The sequence below is a fragment of the Parasphingopyxis sp. genome, assembly GCF_052168275.1.
Taxonomy (GTDB): domain Bacteria; phylum Pseudomonadota; class Alphaproteobacteria; order Sphingomonadales; family Sphingomonadaceae; genus Parasphingopyxis.
In genome coordinates this window covers 1-20,127 of sequence record NZ_JBQLZM010000006.1, presented here as the reverse complement: position 1 = coordinate 20,127, position 20,127 = coordinate 1, and the positions used below count along the sequence as shown (strand labels likewise).

The 20,127-nt window shown below is 66.0% G+C and carries 22 protein-coding genes and 1 pseudogene; 6 read left to right on the top strand and 17 right to left on the bottom strand.

The annotated features are described in order from the left end of the window. Nucleotides 1–9: 9 nt before the first annotated feature. The 10 genes from ACTS1X_RS00765 to ACTS1X_RS00720 all read right to left on the bottom strand — a co-directional run bounded on the left by ACTS1X_RS00765 (nucleotide 10) and on the right by ACTS1X_RS00720 (nucleotide 7,297). Nucleotides 10–384: a hypothetical protein gene (locus ACTS1X_RS00765; RefSeq protein WP_442612476.1), complete on the bottom strand. Its 375-nt coding sequence runs from the start codon at nucleotides 382–384 to the stop codon at nucleotides 10–12. A 98-nt stretch (nucleotides 385–482) separates the two neighbouring features. Continuing rightward, nucleotides 483–1,037 (bottom strand): demethoxyubiquinone hydroxylase family protein, encoded by a 555-nt coding sequence (locus ACTS1X_RS00760; RefSeq protein WP_442612475.1) that lies wholly within the window; start codon nucleotides 1,035–1,037, stop codon nucleotides 483–485. Next, nucleotides 1,010–1,486 carry a disulfide bond formation protein B gene (locus tag ACTS1X_RS00755; protein WP_442612474.1) on the bottom strand — a complete coding sequence of 159 codons (477 nt, stop codon included), beginning with the start codon at nucleotides 1,484–1,486 and terminating at the stop codon, nucleotides 1,010–1,012. The genes ACTS1X_RS00760 and ACTS1X_RS00755 overlap by 28 nt, the downstream gene beginning before the upstream one ends. A 22-nt stretch (nucleotides 1,487–1,508) precedes the next feature. Beyond that, nucleotides 1,509–2,843, bottom strand: a complete 1,335-nt coding sequence (locus tag ACTS1X_RS00750; protein ID WP_442612473.1) for a S41 family peptidase — start codon at nucleotides 2,841–2,843, stop codon at nucleotides 1,509–1,511. Nucleotides 2,844–2,917: 74 nt separating this feature from the next. Next, on the bottom strand, nucleotides 2,918–4,117 hold the full coding sequence (locus ACTS1X_RS00745; RefSeq protein WP_442612472.1) for a murein hydrolase activator EnvC family protein: 1,200 nt from the start codon (nucleotides 4,115–4,117) through the stop codon (nucleotides 2,918–2,920). Between the two features lie 4 nt (nucleotides 4,118–4,121). Beyond that, the gene (locus ACTS1X_RS00740) at nucleotides 4,122–4,544 is read right to left on the bottom strand and encodes a 23S rRNA (pseudouridine(1915)-N(3))-methyltransferase RlmH (protein WP_442612478.1); all 423 of its coding nucleotides are present in this window, start codon (nucleotides 4,542–4,544) and stop codon (nucleotides 4,122–4,124) included. 2 nt (nucleotides 4,545–4,546) lie between these two features. Next, a complete protein-coding gene (gene rsfS, locus ACTS1X_RS00735; protein WP_442612471.1) occupies nucleotides 4,547–4,939 on the bottom strand; it encodes a ribosome silencing factor in 393 nt (130 codons plus the stop codon). 8 nt (nucleotides 4,940–4,947) lie between these two features. Beyond that, nucleotides 4,948–5,580 (bottom strand): nicotinate-nucleotide adenylyltransferase, encoded by a 633-nt coding sequence (locus tag ACTS1X_RS00730; protein ID WP_442612477.1) that lies wholly within the window; start codon nucleotides 5,578–5,580, stop codon nucleotides 4,948–4,950. Then, entirely contained in the window at nucleotides 5,577–6,029 is a 453-nt protein-coding gene (locus tag ACTS1X_RS00725; protein WP_442612470.1) for a hypothetical protein, read from the bottom strand. Before ACTS1X_RS00725 ends, ACTS1X_RS00730 begins: the two co-directional genes overlap by 4 nt. Continuing rightward, a complete protein-coding gene (locus ACTS1X_RS00720) occupies nucleotides 6,026–7,297 on the bottom strand; it encodes a glutamate-5-semialdehyde dehydrogenase (RefSeq protein ID WP_442612469.1) in 1,272 nt (423 codons plus the stop codon). Before ACTS1X_RS00720 ends, ACTS1X_RS00725 begins: the two co-directional genes overlap by 4 nt. 95 nt (nucleotides 7,298–7,392) lie before the next feature. Between ACTS1X_RS00720 and ACTS1X_RS00715 the strand changes: the two genes are divergently transcribed. Next, nucleotides 7,393–8,508: a DUF3667 domain-containing protein gene (locus ACTS1X_RS00715; RefSeq protein WP_442612468.1), complete on the top strand. Its 1,116-nt coding sequence runs from the start codon at nucleotides 7,393–7,395 to the stop codon at nucleotides 8,506–8,508. A gap of 56 nt (nucleotides 8,509–8,564) precedes the next feature. Here ACTS1X_RS00715 and ftsH read toward each other — a convergent pair whose 3' ends face one another. Beyond that, the gene (gene ftsH, locus ACTS1X_RS00710) at nucleotides 8,565–10,520 is read right to left on the bottom strand and encodes an ATP-dependent zinc metalloprotease FtsH (RefSeq protein WP_442612467.1); all 1,956 of its coding nucleotides are present in this window, start codon (nucleotides 10,518–10,520) and stop codon (nucleotides 8,565–8,567) included. A 315-nt stretch (nucleotides 10,521–10,835) separates the two neighbouring features. On the opposite strand from ftsH, the gene ACTS1X_RS00705 reads away from it, so the two are divergent. Further along, a complete protein-coding gene (locus ACTS1X_RS00705; protein WP_442612466.1) occupies nucleotides 10,836–11,090 on the top strand; it encodes a hypothetical protein in 255 nt (84 codons plus the stop codon). Then, nucleotides 11,087–12,034: a calcium/sodium antiporter gene (locus tag ACTS1X_RS00700; protein WP_442612465.1), complete on the top strand. Its 948-nt coding sequence runs from the start codon at nucleotides 11,087–11,089 to the stop codon at nucleotides 12,032–12,034. Before ACTS1X_RS00705 ends, ACTS1X_RS00700 begins: the two co-directional genes overlap by 4 nt. Before the next feature lie 14 nt (nucleotides 12,035–12,048). Here the strand turns inward: ACTS1X_RS00700 and tilS are convergent, their stop codons facing one another. The 4 genes from tilS to ptsP form a co-directional block, all read right to left on the bottom strand. Further along, the gene (gene tilS / locus ACTS1X_RS00695; protein ID WP_442612464.1) at nucleotides 12,049–13,002 is read right to left on the bottom strand and encodes a tRNA lysidine(34) synthetase TilS; all 954 of its coding nucleotides are present in this window, start codon (nucleotides 13,000–13,002) and stop codon (nucleotides 12,049–12,051) included. Nucleotides 13,003–13,042: 40 nt separating this feature from the next. Next, a complete protein-coding gene (locus ACTS1X_RS00690; RefSeq protein WP_442612463.1) occupies nucleotides 13,043–13,933 on the bottom strand; it encodes a YbgF trimerization domain-containing protein in 891 nt (296 codons plus the stop codon). 81 nt (nucleotides 13,934–14,014) lie between these two features. Beyond that, nucleotides 14,015–14,833: a helix-turn-helix domain-containing protein gene (locus ACTS1X_RS00685; RefSeq protein WP_442612462.1), complete on the bottom strand. Its 819-nt coding sequence runs from the start codon at nucleotides 14,831–14,833 to the stop codon at nucleotides 14,015–14,017. Nucleotides 14,834–14,938: 105 nt separating this feature from the next. After that, nucleotides 14,939–17,215 carry a phosphoenolpyruvate--protein phosphotransferase gene (ptsP, locus tag ACTS1X_RS00680; RefSeq protein WP_442612461.1) on the bottom strand — a complete coding sequence of 759 codons (2,277 nt, stop codon included), beginning with the start codon at nucleotides 17,213–17,215 and terminating at the stop codon, nucleotides 14,939–14,941. 155 nt (nucleotides 17,216–17,370) lie between these two features. Between ptsP and ACTS1X_RS00675 the strand changes: the two genes are divergently transcribed. The 3 genes from ACTS1X_RS00675 to ACTS1X_RS00665 all read left to right on the top strand — a co-directional run bounded on the left by ACTS1X_RS00675 (nucleotide 17,371) and on the right by ACTS1X_RS00665 (nucleotide 19,359). Further along, entirely contained in the window at nucleotides 17,371–17,898 is a 528-nt protein-coding gene (locus ACTS1X_RS00675) for a GNAT family N-acetyltransferase (protein WP_442612460.1), read from the top strand. A 420-nt stretch (nucleotides 17,899–18,318) separates the two neighbouring features. Further along, the gene (locus ACTS1X_RS00670; RefSeq protein WP_442612459.1) at nucleotides 18,319–18,861 is read left to right on the top strand and encodes a DsrE family protein; all 543 of its coding nucleotides are present in this window, start codon (nucleotides 18,319–18,321) and stop codon (nucleotides 18,859–18,861) included. Between the two features lie 198 nt (nucleotides 18,862–19,059). Next, complete coding sequence (locus ACTS1X_RS00665) at nucleotides 19,060–19,359, top strand: GIY-YIG nuclease family protein (protein ID WP_442612458.1); 300 nt, start codon at nucleotides 19,060–19,062, stop codon at nucleotides 19,357–19,359. A gap of 32 nt (nucleotides 19,360–19,391) precedes the next feature. On the opposite strand, the gene ACTS1X_RS00660 is transcribed toward ACTS1X_RS00665, so the two are convergent. Continuing rightward, the gene (locus tag ACTS1X_RS00660; RefSeq protein ID WP_442612457.1) at nucleotides 19,392–19,913 is read right to left on the bottom strand and encodes a hypothetical protein; all 522 of its coding nucleotides are present in this window, start codon (nucleotides 19,911–19,913) and stop codon (nucleotides 19,392–19,394) included. Between the two features lie 26 nt (nucleotides 19,914–19,939). After that, nucleotides 19,940–20,127, bottom strand: a pseudogene (locus ACTS1X_RS00655) (hypothetical protein); the annotation flags it as partial.

Genomic DNA, 20,127 nt, shown 5'->3' with positions numbered 1-20,127 from the left:
CCCCCGCGCCTAGAATTCGAGCAGCGCGCCGCGTTCGGCCCGGGCCGAGCGCAGCAGCTGTTCGGTGCAGCCTGTAAAGCCGCCCGGTCCGACCGGCGAGCAGCTCATCGTGCCGCCGCGACCGACATATTCGACGCTCTGCGAACGCGCCAGCCAGCTTTCATTGGCCGCCAGGTCGCGCGTGTCGCGCAATTCGGGCGGGATGCGATAGCGTTCGCTCTCGTCGCGGCGGACGCAGACGACGATGATCTCGCCGTTGCTCGTCGAGCATTCGTCATCGCCATAGACGATCTGCATGCGAACATTGTTCTGCGCGGCGGCGGGGGCCGACGGGATGACGGCCATCGCTCCGATCAGCGCCGTGGCGGCAAGCAAACGCGTCATTCTCATCCTCCTACTGCAGCGGGAACGCTACAGGTTTTTCAACCATGTCGGCAAGATGCCAGACGCAATATTGCGCTGGCATGAATTCCAGAAACGGGTCAAATCCGCTTGGCAGCGGCGATCGCAAGGCGGCAGCCGAGCCGGATCGCGCCGGAAAGCAGGGGATAGGCCGGCGCCTGTTCTGCGCCTTGGGCCATCGCGGTTTCCCGATGCTCGACCTCTTCGGCCTGGAATTCGGCGATCATCTCGCTGAGCTCCGGATCGGAATCGCCCAGCTCCTCGAGCTGTTCGCCGTAATGCCGGTCGATTTCCGTCTCGATCGCGGCGGTGCAGGCCATCGCGGCCTCCGGGCCGAGCAATGCGGTCGCGGCGCCGAGCGCGTAACCGGCGCGGTCCCAGAGCGGCTGCAGCAGGGATGGGCGCACGCCGCGCTCGATCGTCAGTTCGTCGAACCGGTCGCAATGCCGTCGTTCCTGCTCGGCCATGCGCGCGATCGAACGGGCGGCCGCGCTCCGGTCGCCGAGGATCGCGAGCTGGCCGGCATAGATGCGGGTTGCGCCATATTCACCCGCCTGGTCGACCCGGATCATCGAGTCGATATCGGGCCGCGGGTCGCCGGGAAGGGCTATCGGGTCGGTCTGCGTATCAGCCATGCGATCACCATAGCAGCGCCGATCGAAATTACCGCATTGAATCCGGCCAGCGAGATGCCGAACAGCGTCCATTGCGGCTGGTCGCACGATATCAGCGGCGTCGCCATGATATCGGTCAGGAAATCTCCGCTGCCGCCGCCTGCGGTCGCGCAGCTGGTCAGGCCGTCCCACCAGCCATATTCGACGCCGGCATGGAAAACGCCGATCGCGCCGCTGACGAAAATCGCCAAGGTCGCGAGCCAGAGGAACAGGTTTCCGACGCTCTTGTCCCGTAACATGATCGCCAGCAGGGCCAGCGGAACGGCGGCATAATGCGGCCAGCGCTGCCAGTGGCACATTTCGCACGGGTATAGCCCGCCGATATGTTCGGAGCCCAGAGCCCCGGCGAGCAATGCGGCGGGAACGCCCAGTGCAAGCGCGCGCGCAAGGCCGATCGAAGCGGTCGTCATGCCGGTTTCTCCGCAGGCGCCGCTAGCGCCGGGTCACCGACGCGGTGGCCGTCGGGCGACCCTCCCGGGCCAGCCGCGCAATGGTTTCCACCGCATAGTGCATCTGGAAATCGTCGATGCCCCGTTCGGCCAGCTCTTCGGCGGTCGCCGAGAAGCGGGGATCGTCGCGGATATCGTCCTCGATCACGTCTTCCTGGACCGCCTCTTCGTTGATCAGGTGGCGGCGTAGATCGGCTTCGCGGAAGCGCGGCGCATCCCGCCAGTCGGGGTTGGACAGCTGGGGGACGTCGAGATCGGGCTCGATGCCGCCTTCTTGCACCGAATTGCCCGCCGGCGTGTAGTAGCGCGCCGTGGTGAGGCGCAGCGCCGTATTTTCCGACAGCGGCAGGATGGTCTGCACCGATCCCTTGCCGAACGTCCGCTCGCCGATAACCAGCGCGCGGCGGTGATCCTGCAGCGCGCCCGCGACGATTTCCGATGCGGACGCGGTGCCGGCGTCGACGAGGACGACGAGCGGCAGGCCGTTCGTATCGTCCCCGGCGCGCGCATAATAGCGTTCGATATCGCTGCTGCGCCGCCCGCGCTGCGAGACGACCTCGCCGCGTTCGAGGAACACATCGGACACCGCGATCGCCTGGTCGAGCAGCCCGCCGGGATTCGATCTGAGGTCGATGACATAGCCGGTCGGCTGACCGCCGAGCGACTGGTTGATCGCCGCGATCGCGGCCCGCACTTCCTCGCCCGTATTGCGGTTGAAGGTGTTGATATTGATGATGCCGACCCGGTCCTGAACCTCCCATTCGACGGCGTGCAACTCGATGATCTCGCGCGTCACGGTGAATTCGAGCGGTTCGTCCCGGCCCGGACGGACGACGCGCAGCTGGATCGAGGTGCCGGGCGCGCCGCGCATCTCTTCCACCGCCTCGTCGAGCGTGCCGCCGAAAATCAGTTCGCCGTCGAGATGGGTGATATAGTCGCCGGCCTGGATTCCCGCGCGATCGGCGGGCGTGTCTTCGAACGGCGCGATGACCTTCACGGCGCCGTCCTCGAGCGTGACGGTGAGCCCGAGCCCGCCATATTCGCCCTGGCTCTGTGTCGTCAACCGTTCGAAGCCGGTTTCGTCGAGAAATGAGCTGTGCGGATCGAGGCTCGACAACATGCCGTCGATCGCGCCGCGCATAAGGTCCTCATCGCTGATTTCCTCGACATATTCGGCGCGGACGCGCTCGAACACGTCCATGAACTGGTCGAGTTCGCGATAGGTATCGACGTCGACGGCGGCCAGCGTCGCGGTGAATGCCGGGATGAGCGCCAAGGTGCCGACGGCACCGATCGCACTGATAAAAGGTCTTGGCATGGCTCTTACTCTCTAGACTGATCGCCGCATGATAGCGGTTTTCCGCTGTTCGGCAAAGGATAGGCTCGTGCGTCTTAACCCCGGCTTACGAGCGAGGAAATATCGACGGGCTGGCCGCCGCGGCGCAGCTCGACGGTGACGGTGGGCCGCTCGGTTCCGGTTCGGCCGATCGGCGCGCCCTGCCGGACGACTTCGCCGACCTGGACGCTGACCGAGGCGAGGTCCGTGATGAGGGTCGTCCAGCCGCCGCTATGGTCGATGATCACGATCCGGCCATAGCCGCGAAAATCGCCGGCATAGCTGACCCGGCCGGCGGTCGGCGCGATCACCTGCGCGCGGGGCTGGGTGGCGATCGTGAGCCCGCGGGAACGGACGCCGGCATCCGAGACTTCCCCCAATCCTTCCACCACCTCACCCATTACCGGGAGGCGATAGGGGGGACGGCGATCGCCGTCGCGGCGGGCGGTCTGTCTGTCGGGTGCCCGCGCCTCGCCGGGCTGGGCCGGGCGAAGGCGCGGACCGGGCAGCGCCATCAGGTCCGCGCGTATCTCCGCCTGCCGGTCGAGCTCGGCCATCAGCGTGCGGATGTCGCGGGCGTCCTCGCCGAGCGCCAGCACCCGATCGCTCTCGATCATCGCCGACCGCTCGAGCTGGCGCGCGCGGGCGCGAGAGCCCTGTTCGAGTTCGGCGAGCTGAACGCGGCGCGCCTGCAGGTCGCGTTGCCGCTGCTCGAGCACCGCCACGGCGCGGTCCGCCTGAAGACGCAGATTGGAACCGCGGACGACCTCGGCGCGCAGCCCGGCCGTGCGCTCGCGGACGATCGGCAGGGTCGTTGCGAAGAGCGAGCGGATATGGACGAGATCGCTGATGCTGCCCTGATGGACGAGCGCGAGCGCGGGCGGGCGGCGCGCCATCGTCTGCAGCGCCGCCGTCAGCCCGATGATCGCGCCCTGCCGGTCGGCGAGCCGGGCCCGCTGTTCGGCGCGCAGCCGTTCGATGAGCCGGATGCGGCTCTGCGCGGCGGTGAGGTCGGCCTCGGCCGCCTGCACCTGCGCCGCGGCGGCGGCCTGGTCGGCGGCGGCCCGCTCGGCGCGGTTTTCGGCATTCTGCGCCTGTTCCTCGAACCGGACGACGCGTTGCTGGGCGATGGTGCGCTGGCGCAGCGCCTCCTCCAGCGCTTCCGCCTCGTCGGCGCCGGTGCGCGGCTGGGCGAGCGCGAAGGGCGCGAGCACCGCCGAGAACAGCGCGATCATGGCGAAGAGGCGCACCATCATGCTCCTATCCTTCGCGATGATAGGGGTGGTTGGCAAGGATCGAGCTCGCCCGCCAGAGCTGCTCGGCGAGCATCGCGCGCGCCATGAGATGCGGCCAGGTCGCCTTGCCGAAGGCGATCGACAGGTCCGCGCTCGCCCGCTCCGCGTCGGTGAGGCCGTCCGCCGCGCCGATCAGGAAGCGGATTTCGCGAATGCCATGGTCCTGCCAGTCGCCGATTCGGCGGGCGAGATCGACGGAGCCCAGCTGCCGGCCCGTCTCGTCGAGAGTCACGATTTTCGTACCGGGCGCGGGGGGCGGGACCTTGCCGCCGCTGTCCGGCAGTTCGGTGATCCGGACCGGCCAGCCGATCCGCTGGACATAGCGCTGGACAAGCTCGGCTTCCGGGCCGCGGCCGATCTTGCCGCGGGCGATGATGTGCAGGGTCAGGCTCAGCTATCGCCTGCCGCTTCTTCCTGTTCGCCGAACCCCCACATCCGCTCCAGATTGTAGAAGCTGCGGACTTCGGGGCGGAACAGGTGGACGATGACGTCGCCGGCGTCGAGCAGGACCCAGTCCGCCGTCGGCAGGCCTTCGATCCGCGTCGGGATGCCGAATTCGGCCTTCATGCGCTCGGCGAGCTTTTCGGCGATCGATGCGACATGCCGCGTCGAGCGGCCGCTGGCGATGACCATGTAATCGCCGATCGACGATTTTCCCGCGAGCGGGATCGAGGTCACGTCCTGCGCCTGATCGTCATCGAGGGACTGCAAAATGAGCTGGTGAAGGTCTTCGGCCGTATGGGCGTCGGTTTTCGGGAGCGTCGCAGCTGATGAAGCGGGCAAGATGTCTCCTATGGGATGCGCCGCCGCGTGACGGGATCACGGGAAGCTGTTGCGGGGAATGCGAGATGCCATTGCGGATTATCACGCCGCAAGCGGGTGGCGGAACGGGGATCGGGTCGAAAGCGCAAATACACGAGCGCCGGCGGTCTCCAATCGGTCCAATCACGCGATTGGCTTGCGGGCCGGACGAAGCGCCGCAGCCAAGCCATGGCCGGAGCGGTCAAGGCCTCGTCTTCATACCCCGGACGCGCGATCACGGCAATCACAATATGCCGGGCGATCCGGCGCCAGTCCTTCCAGCGGTGGAACTGGGCGAGATTGTCCGATCCCATGATCCAGACGAATCGCCGCTTCGGGTAGCGCCGGACAAGTTTTTCAATCGTTTCAACAGTATAACGCGTGCCCAGTTCCCGTTCGATGGCGGTCGGCCGGATCCGCGTGCCGCGCGCCATCTTGCGCGCCGATGCGAGCCGCGCGGCAAGCGGCGCCATGTCCTTCGTGTCGGTCTTGAGCGGATTTCCGGGCGATACCAGCCACCAGATCTCGTCGAGGTTCAGCGCGTCGAGCGCGAACAGGCTGATCCCGCGATGCCCGCCATGCGCGGGGTTGAACGAGCCGCCGAGAAGGCCTGTGGGTCTCAAGTCGCGATGCTGCCGCCATCGGGGCGAAGCGCCGGCCAGCTCAGCCACGTGCCTGAGGCATAGGCGATGCCATAGGCGAGCACGATCAACGAGCTCCAGATATCGAACTGTGCGACTGGCCCATTGCCAAAAAGAAATATCGGAAACAGGACCGATCCCCGAAGGAGATATATGGCGGAGATCGTAATCAATCCCGTTCGCAACAATGGCAGGCGCCGAATCACGCCCGCACCTGAGAATGCATATGCCGCCCATATGGCCAATATCAGGGCGATCGCCGTCGTGATTATCGCGGGATACGCATCGCCGCGTTCGGCCATTCGGGCCATCTGCTCGCCTGCGCCGAAAAAGCGGTACCAGTCCGGCCCGCCGACAATAACCGCAATATGCAGGAGCGATGCGGCAACCGACAGCCAGCCTCCGACGATCAGCAGGACCCGCCCGTTCATGCCCGGATCGTACCCTTGCCGCGCGCGATCCATTTATAGGTGGTGAGACCCTCGAGCGCGACCGGGCCGCGCGCGTGCAACCGGCCGGTGGAAATGCCGATTTCCGCGCCGAGGCCGAATTCGCCGCCATCGGCGAACTGGCTCGAGGCATTGTGCATGACGATCGCACTGTCGACCGCGGCGAGGAAATGTGCTGCCGCTTCCGCATCATCGGTGACGATGGCGTCGGTATGCCCCGATCCGTGGCGCGCGATATGGTCGAGCGCGGCCTCCATGCCCACGACGATCGCCGCCGAAACGATCGGTTCGAGATATTCGGTATCCCAATCTTCGGCGCTGGCGGGTTTTACCCGGTCGTCGAGCTGCTGCACGGCGTTGTCGCCCCGCACCTCGCAGCCCGCACCGATCAGCGCATCGACGAGCATTGCGGGTTCCGGAAAATCGCGGTCGATCAGCAGGGTTTCCATCGCCCCGCAAATTCCCGTGCGCCGCATCTTGGCGTTGACCGCGATATCGCGCGCCATCGCGGGATCGGCGGCGGCGTGGACATAGGTGTGGCACAGCCCGTCGAGATGGGAGAGCACGGGGACGCGCGCTTCCTCCTGCACCCGCGCGACAAGACCCTTGCCGCCGCGCGGCACGACGATGTCGATCAGCCCGCTCGCGCGCAGCATGGCGCCGACGGCCGCGCGATCGGTCGTCGGGACCAGCTGGACGGCATCTTCGGGGAGGCCTGCCGCGCGCAGCCCGTCGACGAGGCAGGCATGGATGGCCCGGCTGGATTCGATCGCTTCCGAACCGCCGCGCAGGACGGCCGCATTGCCGGCCATCAGGCACAGGGCGCCGGCGTCCGCGGTTACGTTCGGGCGGCTTTCGTAGATGATCCCGATCACGCCGAGCGGAATGCGGACCCGGCTGAGTTCCAGGCCGTTGGGCGGCGTGCTGCGGTCGATGACCGTGCCCACCGGGTCGGGCAGCGCGGCGACGGCCTCGAGCGCCGCGGCGATGCCTTCGATCCGGCCCGGGTCGAGCTTGAGGCGGTCGAGCAACGCCGCGCTCAGGCCATTCTCCTCGCCGCGCGCCATGTCGGCGGCGTTGGCGTCGAGAATCGCCTTTTTGGACGCGCGCAGGGCCCTTGCCGCCTCCCGCAACGCCGCGGCCTTGGTTTCCGTCGACGCCTGCGCCATGACCTTCGCGGCCGCGCGGGCACGCGCACCCATATCGGCGATCAGGGCCTCGGGAGCCGGAATGGCGCTGTGTTCGTTCATCGCGGGCGGGCCATATCATGCCAGAAGCCGGGCGTGAACGGCTATCGACGAACCCGCACCGGCGCGGCTATGTGCGGGGCAGGGGAGCCAGGGCGATGGATAACGGGATCGAAGGCGTGGGAGAGGTTGTCGCGGGCGGACTGGCGGCACGGGCGGTCGAACCCGCGCATGGCGAGGGCGGGGCGGAGCACGGCGAAACCAATTGCGGCAACTGCGCGACCGAGCTGGTCGGGACGCATTGCCATTATTGCGGCCAGAAAGCGCATGTGCATCGCAGCATCGCGGCGATCGGCCACGATCTCATTCACGGCGTGCTGCATCTCGACGGCAAATTCTGGCGGACCCTGCCGCTGCTGATCTGGCGTCCGGGCCAGCTGACCCGCCGTTACATCCATGGCGAGCGCGCCAAATTCGTCTCGCCGCTCGGCATGTTCCTGTTCGGCGTGTTCCTGATGTTCGGGATCCTGACGATCTACGGCGTGTCGCTGTCCAATATCGATGTCGAGAATGTGTCGACCGAGGCGGCGCAAGGAGAGCTGGAGAGCCAGATCGCGACCGCGCGGGCGGAACGCGCCGAGCTCGGCCGCCAGCTGGCGGTGCTCGAAAGTCAGCCCGGGCGACAGGCCGACGCCGCGGCGCTTCGCCAGCGGATCGACGATGTCGATGCGCGGATCGAGGGCCTGGATATCGGTCAGGACGGTGTCGAAACCTTCATCACGGGCGGGGTCGACGCGGACGGCAACCCGGTCGAGAATCGGGGTATCGATTTCACGACCGGCTGGGACCGGTTCGATTACGGTGTCCGGAAGATCCGGGACAATCCGAGCCTGGCGCTCTACAAGCTGCAGGCCAATTTCTACAAATTCTCCTGGCTGCTGATCCCGATCTCGGTGCCGTTCGTCTGGCTGCTGTTCTTCTACACGCGCCGCTTCAAGATGTACGACCACACGGTCTTCGTCACCTATTCGCTGGCCTTCATGTCGCTGTTCGCAATCGTGCTGACCGTCTTGGGTTTCGCCGGGCTCGGGGCCAACTGGATAGCGTTGGCGGCGATCCTCGTGCCGCTCGTCCACATGTACAAGCAGCTGCGCGGCACCTATGCGATCGGCCGGATCGGCGCCCTGCTGAGAACGGGCGTCCTCGCGATGTTCTGTTTCTTCACCGCGCTGATCTTCTTCATATTGCTGCTCGCGATCGGGGCGCTCGGATAACGCGCAAAGAAAAGGCCCGCCGAAGCGAGCCTTTTCCGTGTTATCGGGCGGTCCGGTCAGGCGCCTTCGGGCGCGGGATCGCCGAACGGCCGCTTGCGCGGCTTGGTCTTCGGAATGCTCGATCCGCCGACCGGCACGGCTTTCGCCTTGGCGTCGCGGTCGTTGTCGCGGCCGATATCCTCGCCCTTGATCGCCTTCTTGGCCTCTTCGCCGTTCAGCGTTTCATATTCGAGCAAAGCCTCGGCCAGCTTGTGCAACTCGCCGATATTTTCGGTCAGCACCTGGCGCGCCCGGTCTTCCGCTTCCTCGATCAGGCGGCGGACCTCGGCGTCGATCAGCTTGAAGGTTTCCTCCGAAACCTGCTGGTTGCGGGCGACGCTGTGGCCGAGGAACACCTCGTCCTGATTGTCGCGATAGCGCAGCCAGCCGAGCTTCTCGCTCATGCCGTACTCCATGACCATCGAGCGGGCCATGTCGGTCGCCTGCTGGATGTCGTTCGCCGCGCCGGTGTTGAGGGAATCCTCGCCATAGATCAGCTGTTCGGCGATCCGGCCGCCGAAGCAGAGCGCGAGCCGCGCCTTCATCTGCTGCATCGACATCGAATAGCGGTCGCGGTCCGGCAGGTTCCAGGTCACGCCCAGCGCGCGGCCGCGCGGAATGATCGTCACCTTGTGCAGGGGATCGCAGCCCTCGACATGGAGCGAGACGAGCGCGTGGCCGGCCTCGTGATATGCGGTCGACCTCTTTTCTTCCTCGGTCATCACCATGGATTTCCGTTCGGAGCCCATCATGACCTTGTCCTTGGCCTCTTCGAACTCGTCCATCGCGACGAGCCGCTTGCCCTTGCGCGCCGCGAGCAGCGCCGCCTCGTTGACGAGATTGGCGAGATCGGCGCCTGAGAAGCCCGGGGTTCCGCGCGCGATCGTGCGCGAATCCACGTCCGGGGCCAGCGGCACCTTCTTCATGTGCACGTCGAGGATCTTCTCGCGGCCCTCGATATCGGGGCGCGGCACGACGACCTGGCGGTCGAAGCGGCCGGGGCGCAGCAGCGCCGGATCGAGCACGTCGGGCCGGTTGGTCGCGGCGATGATGATGATGCCTTCATTGGCCTCGAAGCCGTCCATCTCGACGAGCAGCTGGTTCAATGTCTGTTCGCGCTCGTCATTGCCGTTGCCGAGCCCGGCGCCGCGATGGCGGCCGACCGCGTCGATCTCGTCGATGAAGACGATGCACGGCGCGTTCTTCTTGGCCTGTTCGAACATGTCGCGGACGCGCGAAGCGCCGACGCCGACGAACATCTCGACGAAGTCCGAGCCCGAAATGGTGAAGAAGGGGACGCCCGCCTCGCCCGCGATCGCGCGCGCAAGCAGCGTCTTGCCGGTGCCGGGCGAGCCGACGAGCAACGCGCCCTTCGGAATCTGGCCGCCGAGGCGGGAGAATTTGCCCGGATCCTTCAGGAACTCGACGATCTCCTGCAGTTCCTCGCGCGCCTCATCGATCCCGGCGACGTCCTCGAACGTTACCTTGCCCTGCTTCTCGGTCAGCATCTTCGCCTTGGACTTGCCGAAGCCCATCGCGCCGCCGCCGGCGTTTTTCTGCATCTGGCGGATGATCAGGAAGGCGATGCCGAAAATGAGGATGAAGGGGAGAAGGTTGAGCAGCACATAGGTCCAGATGCCGGCGCGCTCCTCGGGCCGGCCGCTGATCTCGACATTGGCCTCCCGCATCGCGTCCACCGGAATCGCGACGCCGGGCGGCAGATCGGTGCGGAAGGTCGACTGGTCGGTCAGCGTGCCGTTGATGAAGCCCTGGTTGATCTCGACCTGCTGGACTTCATTCTGTTCCACCCGGTCGAGGAATTCGGAATAGGGGAGCGCCTCGTCCGCGCGCGCGCTGCCGCTGTCGAACATCGTGACGAACAGGATGAGCGCGACCAATATGCCGGCCCAGATGAACAGGCTTTTCACCCAGGGATTGGTGCCGCCCTCTTGCGGATCTTTCTCGTCATTCATGCGCTTGAACCTCTCATTCCGCCCCAAGATAGGATATCCGGGTAAAAAGACAATTGCCGGGTTGCGCAATGGTCCGGCGACCGGCGGATTGGGCCGTCGCTCCGGTTCCGCGACGATCATTTTTCGCACTTGTATGTCGGACCGGGAATACTATTTCATCCAGCAGCTTCCGGGCTCCTCTGGCGGGCGCTGCCGCGGCGCCCGCGATGTCGGACAGCGTGGTCGTGTCATAGCGGCGCTGTGAGACACGTGGATGACGCGAAGCCTGTGGTTCGTCTTGTCGGTCGTGCGATGTGCGCGCGGTGATCCCCGGCCATGACGCTTTTTCTCGCACTTCTGGACATCGCGATCGTGCTCGCCGCGGGTCTGTCGGGGCTGTTCTGGTTCCGCGCCAGCAGGCGAAGGGTGCGGCGTGTCAGCCGGCACGAGGTGCTGGACCATGCGGACATCAACCGGATCGTCACGGCGCTGAACCGCACGCAGATTCTCAACGCGCGCGCCGCCCAGGCGACGGCCGTAGCGGCGAGCCTGGCCGGCCTCCGTTTTCTACTGGGAAACCTCCTCGCATGACCATTCTGATACTGATCGGCGGGCTCGCGCTGCTGCTCGCCGGTGGAGAAATGCTCGTTCGCGGCGCGGTGGCGGCCGCCGCGCGCCTCGGCGTGTCGCCGCTGCTGGCGGGGCTCGTCATCGTCGGGTTCGGCACGTCGACTCCCGAACTCGTGACCAGCCTGCTCGCCGCAATGGCCGAGTCTCCCGGCATCGCCATCGGCAACGTCGTGGGCTCGAACACGGCCAACATATTGTTGATCCTCGGGATATCGGCGCTGCTTGCGCCGATCGCGGCGGTCCCCGCAGCCTTTCGGCGCGATGGACTGGCATTGGGCCTTTCGGCGCTCCTTTGCCTCGGCGTGGTTCTGATCGGATCGCTCGACCGCCTCGTCGGCGCTGCGCTGCTCGCCCTGCTCGCGGGCTATGTGATCTGGGCCTATCGCGCCGAACGACGGGTGGGCGACGCGGAAGCCGTGATGCACGAGCATGTGGCAGCGGACGCCGCGCCGGGCGCGCTGCGCCTGTGGCCCGCGTTGGTGCTGACCGTCATCGGTCTCGCGGCGACGATACTCGGCGCCCGGCTGCTCGTCGATGCCGCCATCGAACTCGCCCGCTCGCTCGGCGTAAGCGATGCCGTGATCGGGCTCACCGTCGTCGCCGTCGGCACGTCGCTGCCCGAGATGGCTGCCTGCGTCATCGCGGCGCTGCGCCGGCATTCGGACGTCGCGCTCGGCAACGTCGTCGGGTCGAACATCTACAATGTGCTTGGCATTCTGGGCGTCACCGCGCTCGTCCATCCCCTCGAAGTGCCTCCCGCCATCGTCCGGTTCGACATCTGGGTGCTGCTCGGCGCGACCGCCCTGCTGCTGGTTTTCCTGCGCGCCGGCCTGACCCTTCATCGATGGCAGGGCGGCGTATTCCTGGGTCTCTACGCAGCCTATCTGCTGGTGCTGCTGTTATAGCGTCGTCTGCCGTTTCAGCCGGTCCTGCGCGGAGGCGCCAGGGAGAAACGCCAGATGCCGGCGGCAAGGGGTTCGACCAGAATCCTGCCGATCGATGCCTTCCGGCCTTGCCGCAGTCTTTCGAACAGCCGGTCCAGCGCGGGGCCTTGCGGCAATGCTGCTGGATCGACCCGGCCGATTGCGACCAGCGCCAGCCGCCGCAGCAACTCTTGCGGATAGTCGGTCCGGCGCAGTTCGACGTAGCCATCCGAGGCCGCGATCTGCTCTCGGGCCTCGCGCTCCACCATCCAGCCAAGCGCCGCGCTCGTCTCCAGCAAGGCGCCCGTGCTCCGCGCGAGGCGCTCGGGATCGAAGTCGGGAAACCCGTGCAGGGCCTCGCGCACGCGGACGCGATCGAAGGCGGGATCCGCGTTGCTGGGATCCGCCATCGCCTCCAGGCCGCGCGCGGCGGCATGGGCGACGAGTTCGGCCTTGCGCATGCCGAGCAGCGGCCGGATGACGGCGCCATTGACCGGCCGGATGGCCGACAGCCCGTCGACGCCGCTGCCGCGCATCAGGCGCATCAGGATCGTTTCGAGCTGGTCGTCGGCATGATGCGCCGTGGCGATCCAGCCCAAGCCCTCGTCCTCGCGCCAGGCCTCCAGCAGGGCATAGCGCGCGGCGCGGGCTGCCGACTGGATATTGCCGCCGATCGGCTCCTCCGGCGCGAGGATCGTATGCGGAACGTCCAGCCGGCGGCAGATCGCCGCGACATGGCGCGCCTCGTCGGCCGCTTCGGGACGCAACCCGTGATCGACGGTCGCCGCCGCCACCGCACCGGGATAGGCTTCGGCGGCCAGCGCGAGCAGCGCGAGGCTGTCCGGACCGCCCGAGACGGCGAGCCCGAGCCGCCGGTCCGGATCGGGTCGCGCGCCGGTCAGCCGTTCGGTCCCGGCCCGGAACCGGTCGATGAGGGATTGCGCGGGCATGGTGCGACCCTTAGCCGCACCCATGGCAAAAACGAAGCCGTCAGCGGCAGCCGGCGGCTTCGCGCGCGGCGGGGACCTGTTCGCGGATGGTGCTGCGCAGGTCGTCGCCATAGACCTCCTGCAATTCGTCGAAGGCGAGGCAGGCGCGGTCGTTATAGTTGAGTTCGGTCAGCGCGACGCCGAGGAAGAACAGGCTGTCCGCAGCCCGCTCGCCATTGGGCAGTTCCTGGTAATTGCGCACGAAAATCTCGGTCGCGTTGGCCGGCTTGTCGTCGTCGAGATAGGCCCGGCCGAGAAGGTTGCGCGCATAGCTTTCGAATCGATGGCCCGGATAGTTTTCCACCGTTTCGCGCAACTGCGTGCGCGCTTCCTCGTAATTGCCGTCGCGCCAGAGCCGGTAGCCGCGCACATAGGAGGCTTCGCCGGGATCGTCGGGCAGCGACTGTTCCGTGGTTTCGGATGCCGGCGGCGGCGGTGCTTCGGCCGTCCCGCTCGCCGTTTCGGCGGGTGGTTCGGTGGACAGCGGCTCGGTTTCGCCGGTAACCGCGTCTCCGTCGACCGGCAGTTCGGGCGCGATCGCAGGCGTCGTGGTTCCCCGGAGCGCTTCGACCATCGACCGCAGCTGCCGCAGCTCGAAACTGTTTTCTTCGACCTGGCCGGTCAGCGTTGCCAGCTGGCGCTCGAGCGCATTGACCCGGTCGGTCAGGTCGGTGATCGGCGAGGATGCCGGATCTCCGGCCATGCCGCTTTGCCTGTTGGCCGGGATTTCGGGTTCGAAGAAATCGGAATTGCCGCCCGGGAACACCTGGCGTTGCAGCGCGCGAACCTCGCGCTCGACGCGGTCGATCCGCCGGTCCAGGTCCGCGTCTTGCGAAAATGCGGGCGTGGCGGCGCAGCTGGCGAGCAGCGCGGCGACAAGCATGGGACGCATATCGATTTCCCCTCCGTGAACCCGAACCGCGATCTATATCGCGCGTCGATCCTGACGCCAATATGAAGCGGGGCCAGGCTGTTAGTTGGCGGGCGGGGATTCGGCGGCGGGGCGGGGGCGGGTCAGGTCCGCCGGCAACAGGCTGACATCGCTGACCACGGTCTGCGCGGGCCCGATCGGATCGACGCGCTGCCCGCCGACGGTGACGCGCAGCGCATCGGCGCGGCCCGTGCGGATCGCGGGCTGCACGGCATCGGCCGGGACCTCGTAGCGGTCGCCGGGCTGCATCTCGGCTTCGTAGATCCGCTCGCCGCTGTCGCGCTCGTAGATGCGCAGCCAGACCGTATCGACGGCTTCGAGAACCACGGCGCCGTCGGCGGGCGGTGCAGCCGGGGTGGCGGGCTGTGCACCGGCCGGTCCGGCGTCTTCGGCTGTTGCCGGCGCGTCGGTTCCCGCCGCGAGCCGGGCGCGGTCGTCGCTATCGAGGCCGAACATGCCGCTGCGCCACAGTGCATAGGCGACGATCAGCGCGATCGCGATCCCGGCCGCGATCCAGGCGAGGCTGCGCGGGGGGACGCGCGCCGGATCGGTCGGCTCGAAATACTCGCTGGCCGTTTCGCCCGCGGACCGGAAATTGATTTCCTCGCGAAACTCCTTCGCCATCGCCTGCGCATCGAGCCCCACGGCCTGCGCATAGGCCTTCACGAAGCCGATGCTGTAGGTCGGCGCGGGCAGTTTTTCATAGTCGCTGTTTTCGATATTCTGCAGCTGACGCAACGGGATACGGGTCGATTTCGCGATATCGTCCAGCGATATGGCCTGGCTCTCGCGGGCCTCGCGAAGCCTGGTCCCCACCCGGGACTCGAACAATGCGGCGTCTTCGCCACCTTCTTCCGACATTGGCGTCCCCTGACGACGCAACCCGTTGACCGGCTGCGTTGCTTGGCGCTTTCGCAAGCCGCCGACATTTATGTCAAGGACTTCCCCGGCACGGCCCTTGGGAAATCAGGCGATTGCGACCGAGCGTTGCTCAGCCCAGTCGAGCAGAGTCTGGCGCATGTCGGGCGGCGGTTCGGCGAGCCATTCGTCCATCCTGCCGCGCAGCTCGCCCGCGTCGAGCGAGCGGATCATCGCCTTGATCGCGCCGACAGCCGCCGGCGTGATCGACAGCTGGTCGACGCCAAGGCCGATGAGCGCCATCGCCTCGATCGGGCGCCCGCCCATCTCGCCGCAGATCGTCGTCGGCACGCCGGCCTCGCCGGTCTGCCGGACGACGCGGCGGATGAAACGCAATATGGCCGGGCTCAGCCAGTCGTACCGGTCGGCGATGCGCGGGTCGGCGCGGTCGGCGGCGAACAGGAACTGGGTGAGGTCGTTCGTGCCGATCGACAGGAAATCGAGGCGCGGCAACAGCTGGTCGAGCGCCTCGGCCAGCGCCGGCACTTCGAGCATGCAGCCATAGCGGATGTCGTGCGGCAGCATGTGATGATGGTCTTCGAGCCAGACGCGCTGGGATTCGAACAGCGCCCGCGCCTCGTCGAACTCCCAGGGTTCCGACACCATCGGGAACATCACGTTCAGCGTCTTGCCCGCCGCCGCCTCGATCAGCGCGCGCGCCTGCACCTTCATCAGGCCCTCGCGGTCGAGCGACAGCCGGAGCGCGCGCCAGCCCATCGCCGGATTTTCTTCCCGGGTCGTCTCGGCGCGCAGATAGGGCACCGCCTTGTCGCCGCCGATGTCGAGCGTGCGGAAGATCACCGGCTTGTCGCCGGTCGCCTCGAGCACGTCCTTATAGAGCTTTTGCTGCGCCTCGCGGCGGGGCAGGGTGGCCGAGACGAGGAACTGGAATTCGGTGCGGAACAGGCCGATCCCGTCGGCGCCGGCGAGATTGAGCGCGGCGACATCCTCGCGCAGCCCGGCATTGACCATCACCTTGAGCCGCCGGCCGCATTTCGTTTCGGGGGCGCTTTCGCGCAGCGCCGCGAACTCGGCGCGCTTCTGCTGCATCCGGGCGAGCTTGGCCTCGAAGGCCTCGGCCATGCTGACCGACGGCCGGACATAGACCGAACCCTCCTCGACATCGAGCAGCAGCTCGTCGCCTTCATGGATCAGCCGCCGGACATTGGCGACCCGGCCGAGCACCGGCACGCCCATCGCGCGCGCGACGATCGTGACGTGCGCGGTCAGCGATCCTTCCTCGAGCACCACGCCCTTCAATCGCCGCCGGTCATATTCGAGCAGCTCGGCGGGGCCGAGATTGCGCGCGATCAGGATCGAATCGTTGCGCAGGCCGAGCTGCGCCGCGGTTCCGAGCTGCCCGGCGACGATCCGGATCAGCCGGTTGGCGAGATCCTCGAGGTCGTGCATCCGCTCGGCGAGCAGCGGATCGTCGATCTCGTGCATCCGCGCGCGGGTGCGCTGCTGGACGCGCTCGATCGCCGCCTCCGCGGTCAGGCCGCTGTCTATCGCGGCGTTGATCCGGCGGCTCCAGCCCTCGTCATAGGCGAACATCTTGTACGTCTCGAGCACGTCCTTGTGCTCGCCGCCCGCCCCGAATTCGGCCTGGTTGGCGAGCGTGTCGATCTGTTCGCGCATCTTGCCGAACGCCTGGTAGACCCGGGCGCGCTCGGCTTCCGTGTCGTCGGCGACCGTATGCTCGATATTGACCCGCGGCTGGTGGAAGACGGCGACGCCCTCGGCCATCCCGACGACGAGCTTCTGCCCGGTGAGCCGCATCGCCTCGGTCTGGCGCGCGGTTTCGGCGTCGGTCGCGCTGTCGTCGATCAGCTCGGCATTGGCGATCAGCTCGGCGAGCACCATCGCGACGGTCTGCAGCGCCTCGATCTCGACATCGTCATAAGGGCGCGGATCGGCGTGCTGGACGGCGAGCACGCCCACCGTGCGCTCGCGATGGATGATCGGAATGCCGGCGAAGCTGTGATAGGTCTCCTCGCCGGTTTCCGGCTTGTAGGCGAAGTCGGGGTGCGAGGTCGCCTCGTCGAGGTTCAGGATCCGCCCGCTTTCGGCGATCACGCCGACCAGGCCTTCGCCCATCGCCAGCTTGGTGACATGGACCGCGTCCTGGTTCAGCCCGCGCGTCGCATAGAGTTCGAGCACGCCCTCGCGCAGCAGGTAGATCGAGCAGACCTCGCTGGTCAGCGCCTCGCCGATGATCTCGACGACGCGGTTGAGCTTGGCCTGCGCGTGGTTGCGCGACGCCATCACGTCGTGGAGCCCGGTCAGTATCTCCCGGGAGGCGGTCTTGGCTTCGGCGAAACTCATGCGCGACCGGTTAGCAGAGCGATGCCGCCCGCGCCAATGCGAAAGGCTAAGCGGGGCGAAAGCCGGGCTTTGCCCGGAAGGCGGTCCGCCATCCTCCGAAACTCGCGGCCGCCGCCGATCTGCGCTATAGGATGGCGTGTGACAGGGACTGTGCGATGACAGATTATACGATCCGGCGGGCGAACGGCGACGACGCTCCGCAGCTCGGCATCGTGGGGCCGGCCTCCTATGCCGCGGCCTATGGCTATCTGTGGCCCGAGCCGGCGCCGCTGATGCGGCATCTCCAAACCTATGGCGAGGCCGCCGTGCGCGCGGCGATGGAAGACGCGAACACCGCCTTCTGGCTCGCCGAGACCGACGGCGTCGCGGCGGGATTCGCGATGGCGGTCCGCGGCTCGGCAAATCCGGAAACGGGGAGCCGAAGCGGCGTCGAGCTCCGGCGCATGTACCTGCTGCCCAATGTCCGCGGCGGCGGGCTCGGCAAGCGCCTGTACGACGCGGTCGAGGACGATGCGCGCGCGCATGGCCACAACCATGTCTGGCTCGACGTGATGGACAGCGCGGACTGGGCCTATGGCGCCTATCTGCGCTGGGGCTTCATGGAGCTCGGTACGCGGACCTTCGACAAGGCGGTCTACGAAGACCGGCGCAAGATGATCCTGCTGGCCAAGGAAATTTCCTGACGCCGCCCCTTGGTTGACACTGGTTGACACGGATCGGGGGTAATCGCGGGCCATCCCGGCGCTAAGTTGACAAAGTGGACGCATAGCGAGCTGTTCCGGGCGATCTGTTCCGGCGCAGTGCGCGGTTTCTGTGGATCGACGGATCAAAGAGCCTGTGCCGCGCGCGAACGGACGCGGGGCCATTGCGGCAAGGATAGCATGGCCGGGCGACTGTAGGACAGGAAATAGGATGGGGTGCTCCACTACCATTTAGCGTCATTCCGGACTTGATCCGGAATCCAGGGCGGCAGGCGATATCAGTTTTGGCTCTGGATTCCGGATCAAGTCCGGAATGACGGTGTTTTTTGCGGTAACTACTGACAAGCGGATGGGGCCGGCGGTAGGAAGCCAGAAACACCCCATCCGAAAGGACACTCCCCGATGCGCAAGACCGCCGCCGCCCTGACCGCCCTCTGCCTCGCCGCAACCCCGCTCGCCGCCCAGTCGGATGCCTTCCATGCCGGCCCGGTCTTTACCGAGTTCGGCCAGATCGCCGATGTGACGACGACCATGCCGATCCCGGGCGACGCGTCCTTCGCGGTGGCCTTCGACACGTCGACCCGCGCCGATGCCGGGGAGATCAACCGCACGCTGAACAGCGCCGCGCGCTTCATCAACATGCATGTCGCCGCCGGCGTGCCGCGCGAGAATATCCGCGTCGCGGTCGTCGTCCACGGCCAGGCCTCGCTCGACCTGACCCGGCCCGCATTCTACGCCGCGCGGCAGGACGGGGCGGACAACGCCAATGCCCCGGCGATCGCAGCGCTGCTGGCGAACAACGTGCAGATCATCCTGTGCGGCCAGACCGCCGCCTATTACGAAATCGGCGTCGCGGACCTGCTGCCGGGCGTGGACATGGCGCTCTCGGCGATGACGGCGCACGCGCTGTTGCAGCAGGACGGATTTACGGTGAATCCGTTCTAGCGAACAGTAGAGTTTTCACCCTTCGACAAGCTCAGGGTGAGCGCAGTGAAACATGTTGGCGACGATGCTCAGGAATATTCAGGCTGTTACCGCCTTTGAATATTTGAGTTCTAGCCAATCCGCTGCGCTCACCCTGAGCTTGTCGAAGGGTAGGCATTGTTGCACCATTCCGAGATGCCGTTCTTTGTTTAAATTTTTTTGAAATGCGCAGATGGGCGCTACTACACCGGACATACCGACAATCTCGATGCACGTATGGCACAGCATTCGGATGGAACGGCCAGCACTTTTACGGCCAAGCGAAGGCCCGTCGAGCTGTTATGGGCTACCGATTGTCAAAGCCGCGATACAGCTTTCGAACTCGAAGGACGTCTTAAAGGCTGGTCACGAGCGAAGAAGGAAGCGCTTATGCGTGGCGACTTTGATGCCTTGCCCGCACTTTCGCGGAATCGCGGCAAGCAGAGTGACGTAAATGACCCTTCGACAAGCTCAGGGTGAGCGCGGAGGATTAGAATAACCCGGTTGCCTCGTCACATTAGCGCGATTTTGTGTTCTTTGAGCTTTTCCCGTAATAGGTTGATTGAATGTTGAACCGACGGAGAGTCCAACAAAGCGCGACTGAGTTCGTGCTTCGCTTCGACTGACTCGACTACTGAAACTCCCATCTCTGTTGTCTGATCGCGACATCTCAGCAATGCGGCAATGTCGTCAGTCGCATCGTAGACGCTTGCAGAAAAAGCATTGAACTTTGCCCGAATGTTCTTGAGCTGAATCTGTTCGACAGGGTTCCACCATCTTGCTTGGAGAACAACGTCGTTCATCGGTAGTTCTAGATTCAGGTTGCGACGTTTTAACATGGATTCAAATTCGAAGAGGGCATGATCAGCTTCTTCAATTTTCTGCAGAGCTGTTGTCCTGACTTCCTCGATCAGTAGTTCGATATCGATGTCTTGCCCTTGTTTCCGATAACGTTTTATCGTTCTAACCACGGTGTCAGTCAGTTTTATCCCGACAGTTGCGGCCGTTAGCGCGTCATCAATTCCAAAAGCCATTTGCTTCTCCTAACTTTTGACCCCAGCTAACCCCGGTTCTTCTCCAGCGCCTTCACCGCTTCATCCATCAGGGTCGCGATGATATCGGCGACGGGTTCTTCCGTCTTCACCATGCCGACGCTCTGCCCGGCCATCAGCGAACCGTTTTCGACATCGCCGTCGATCACCGCGCGGCGGAGCGCGCCGGCCCAGCTCCAGATCGAGCATTTCTGGG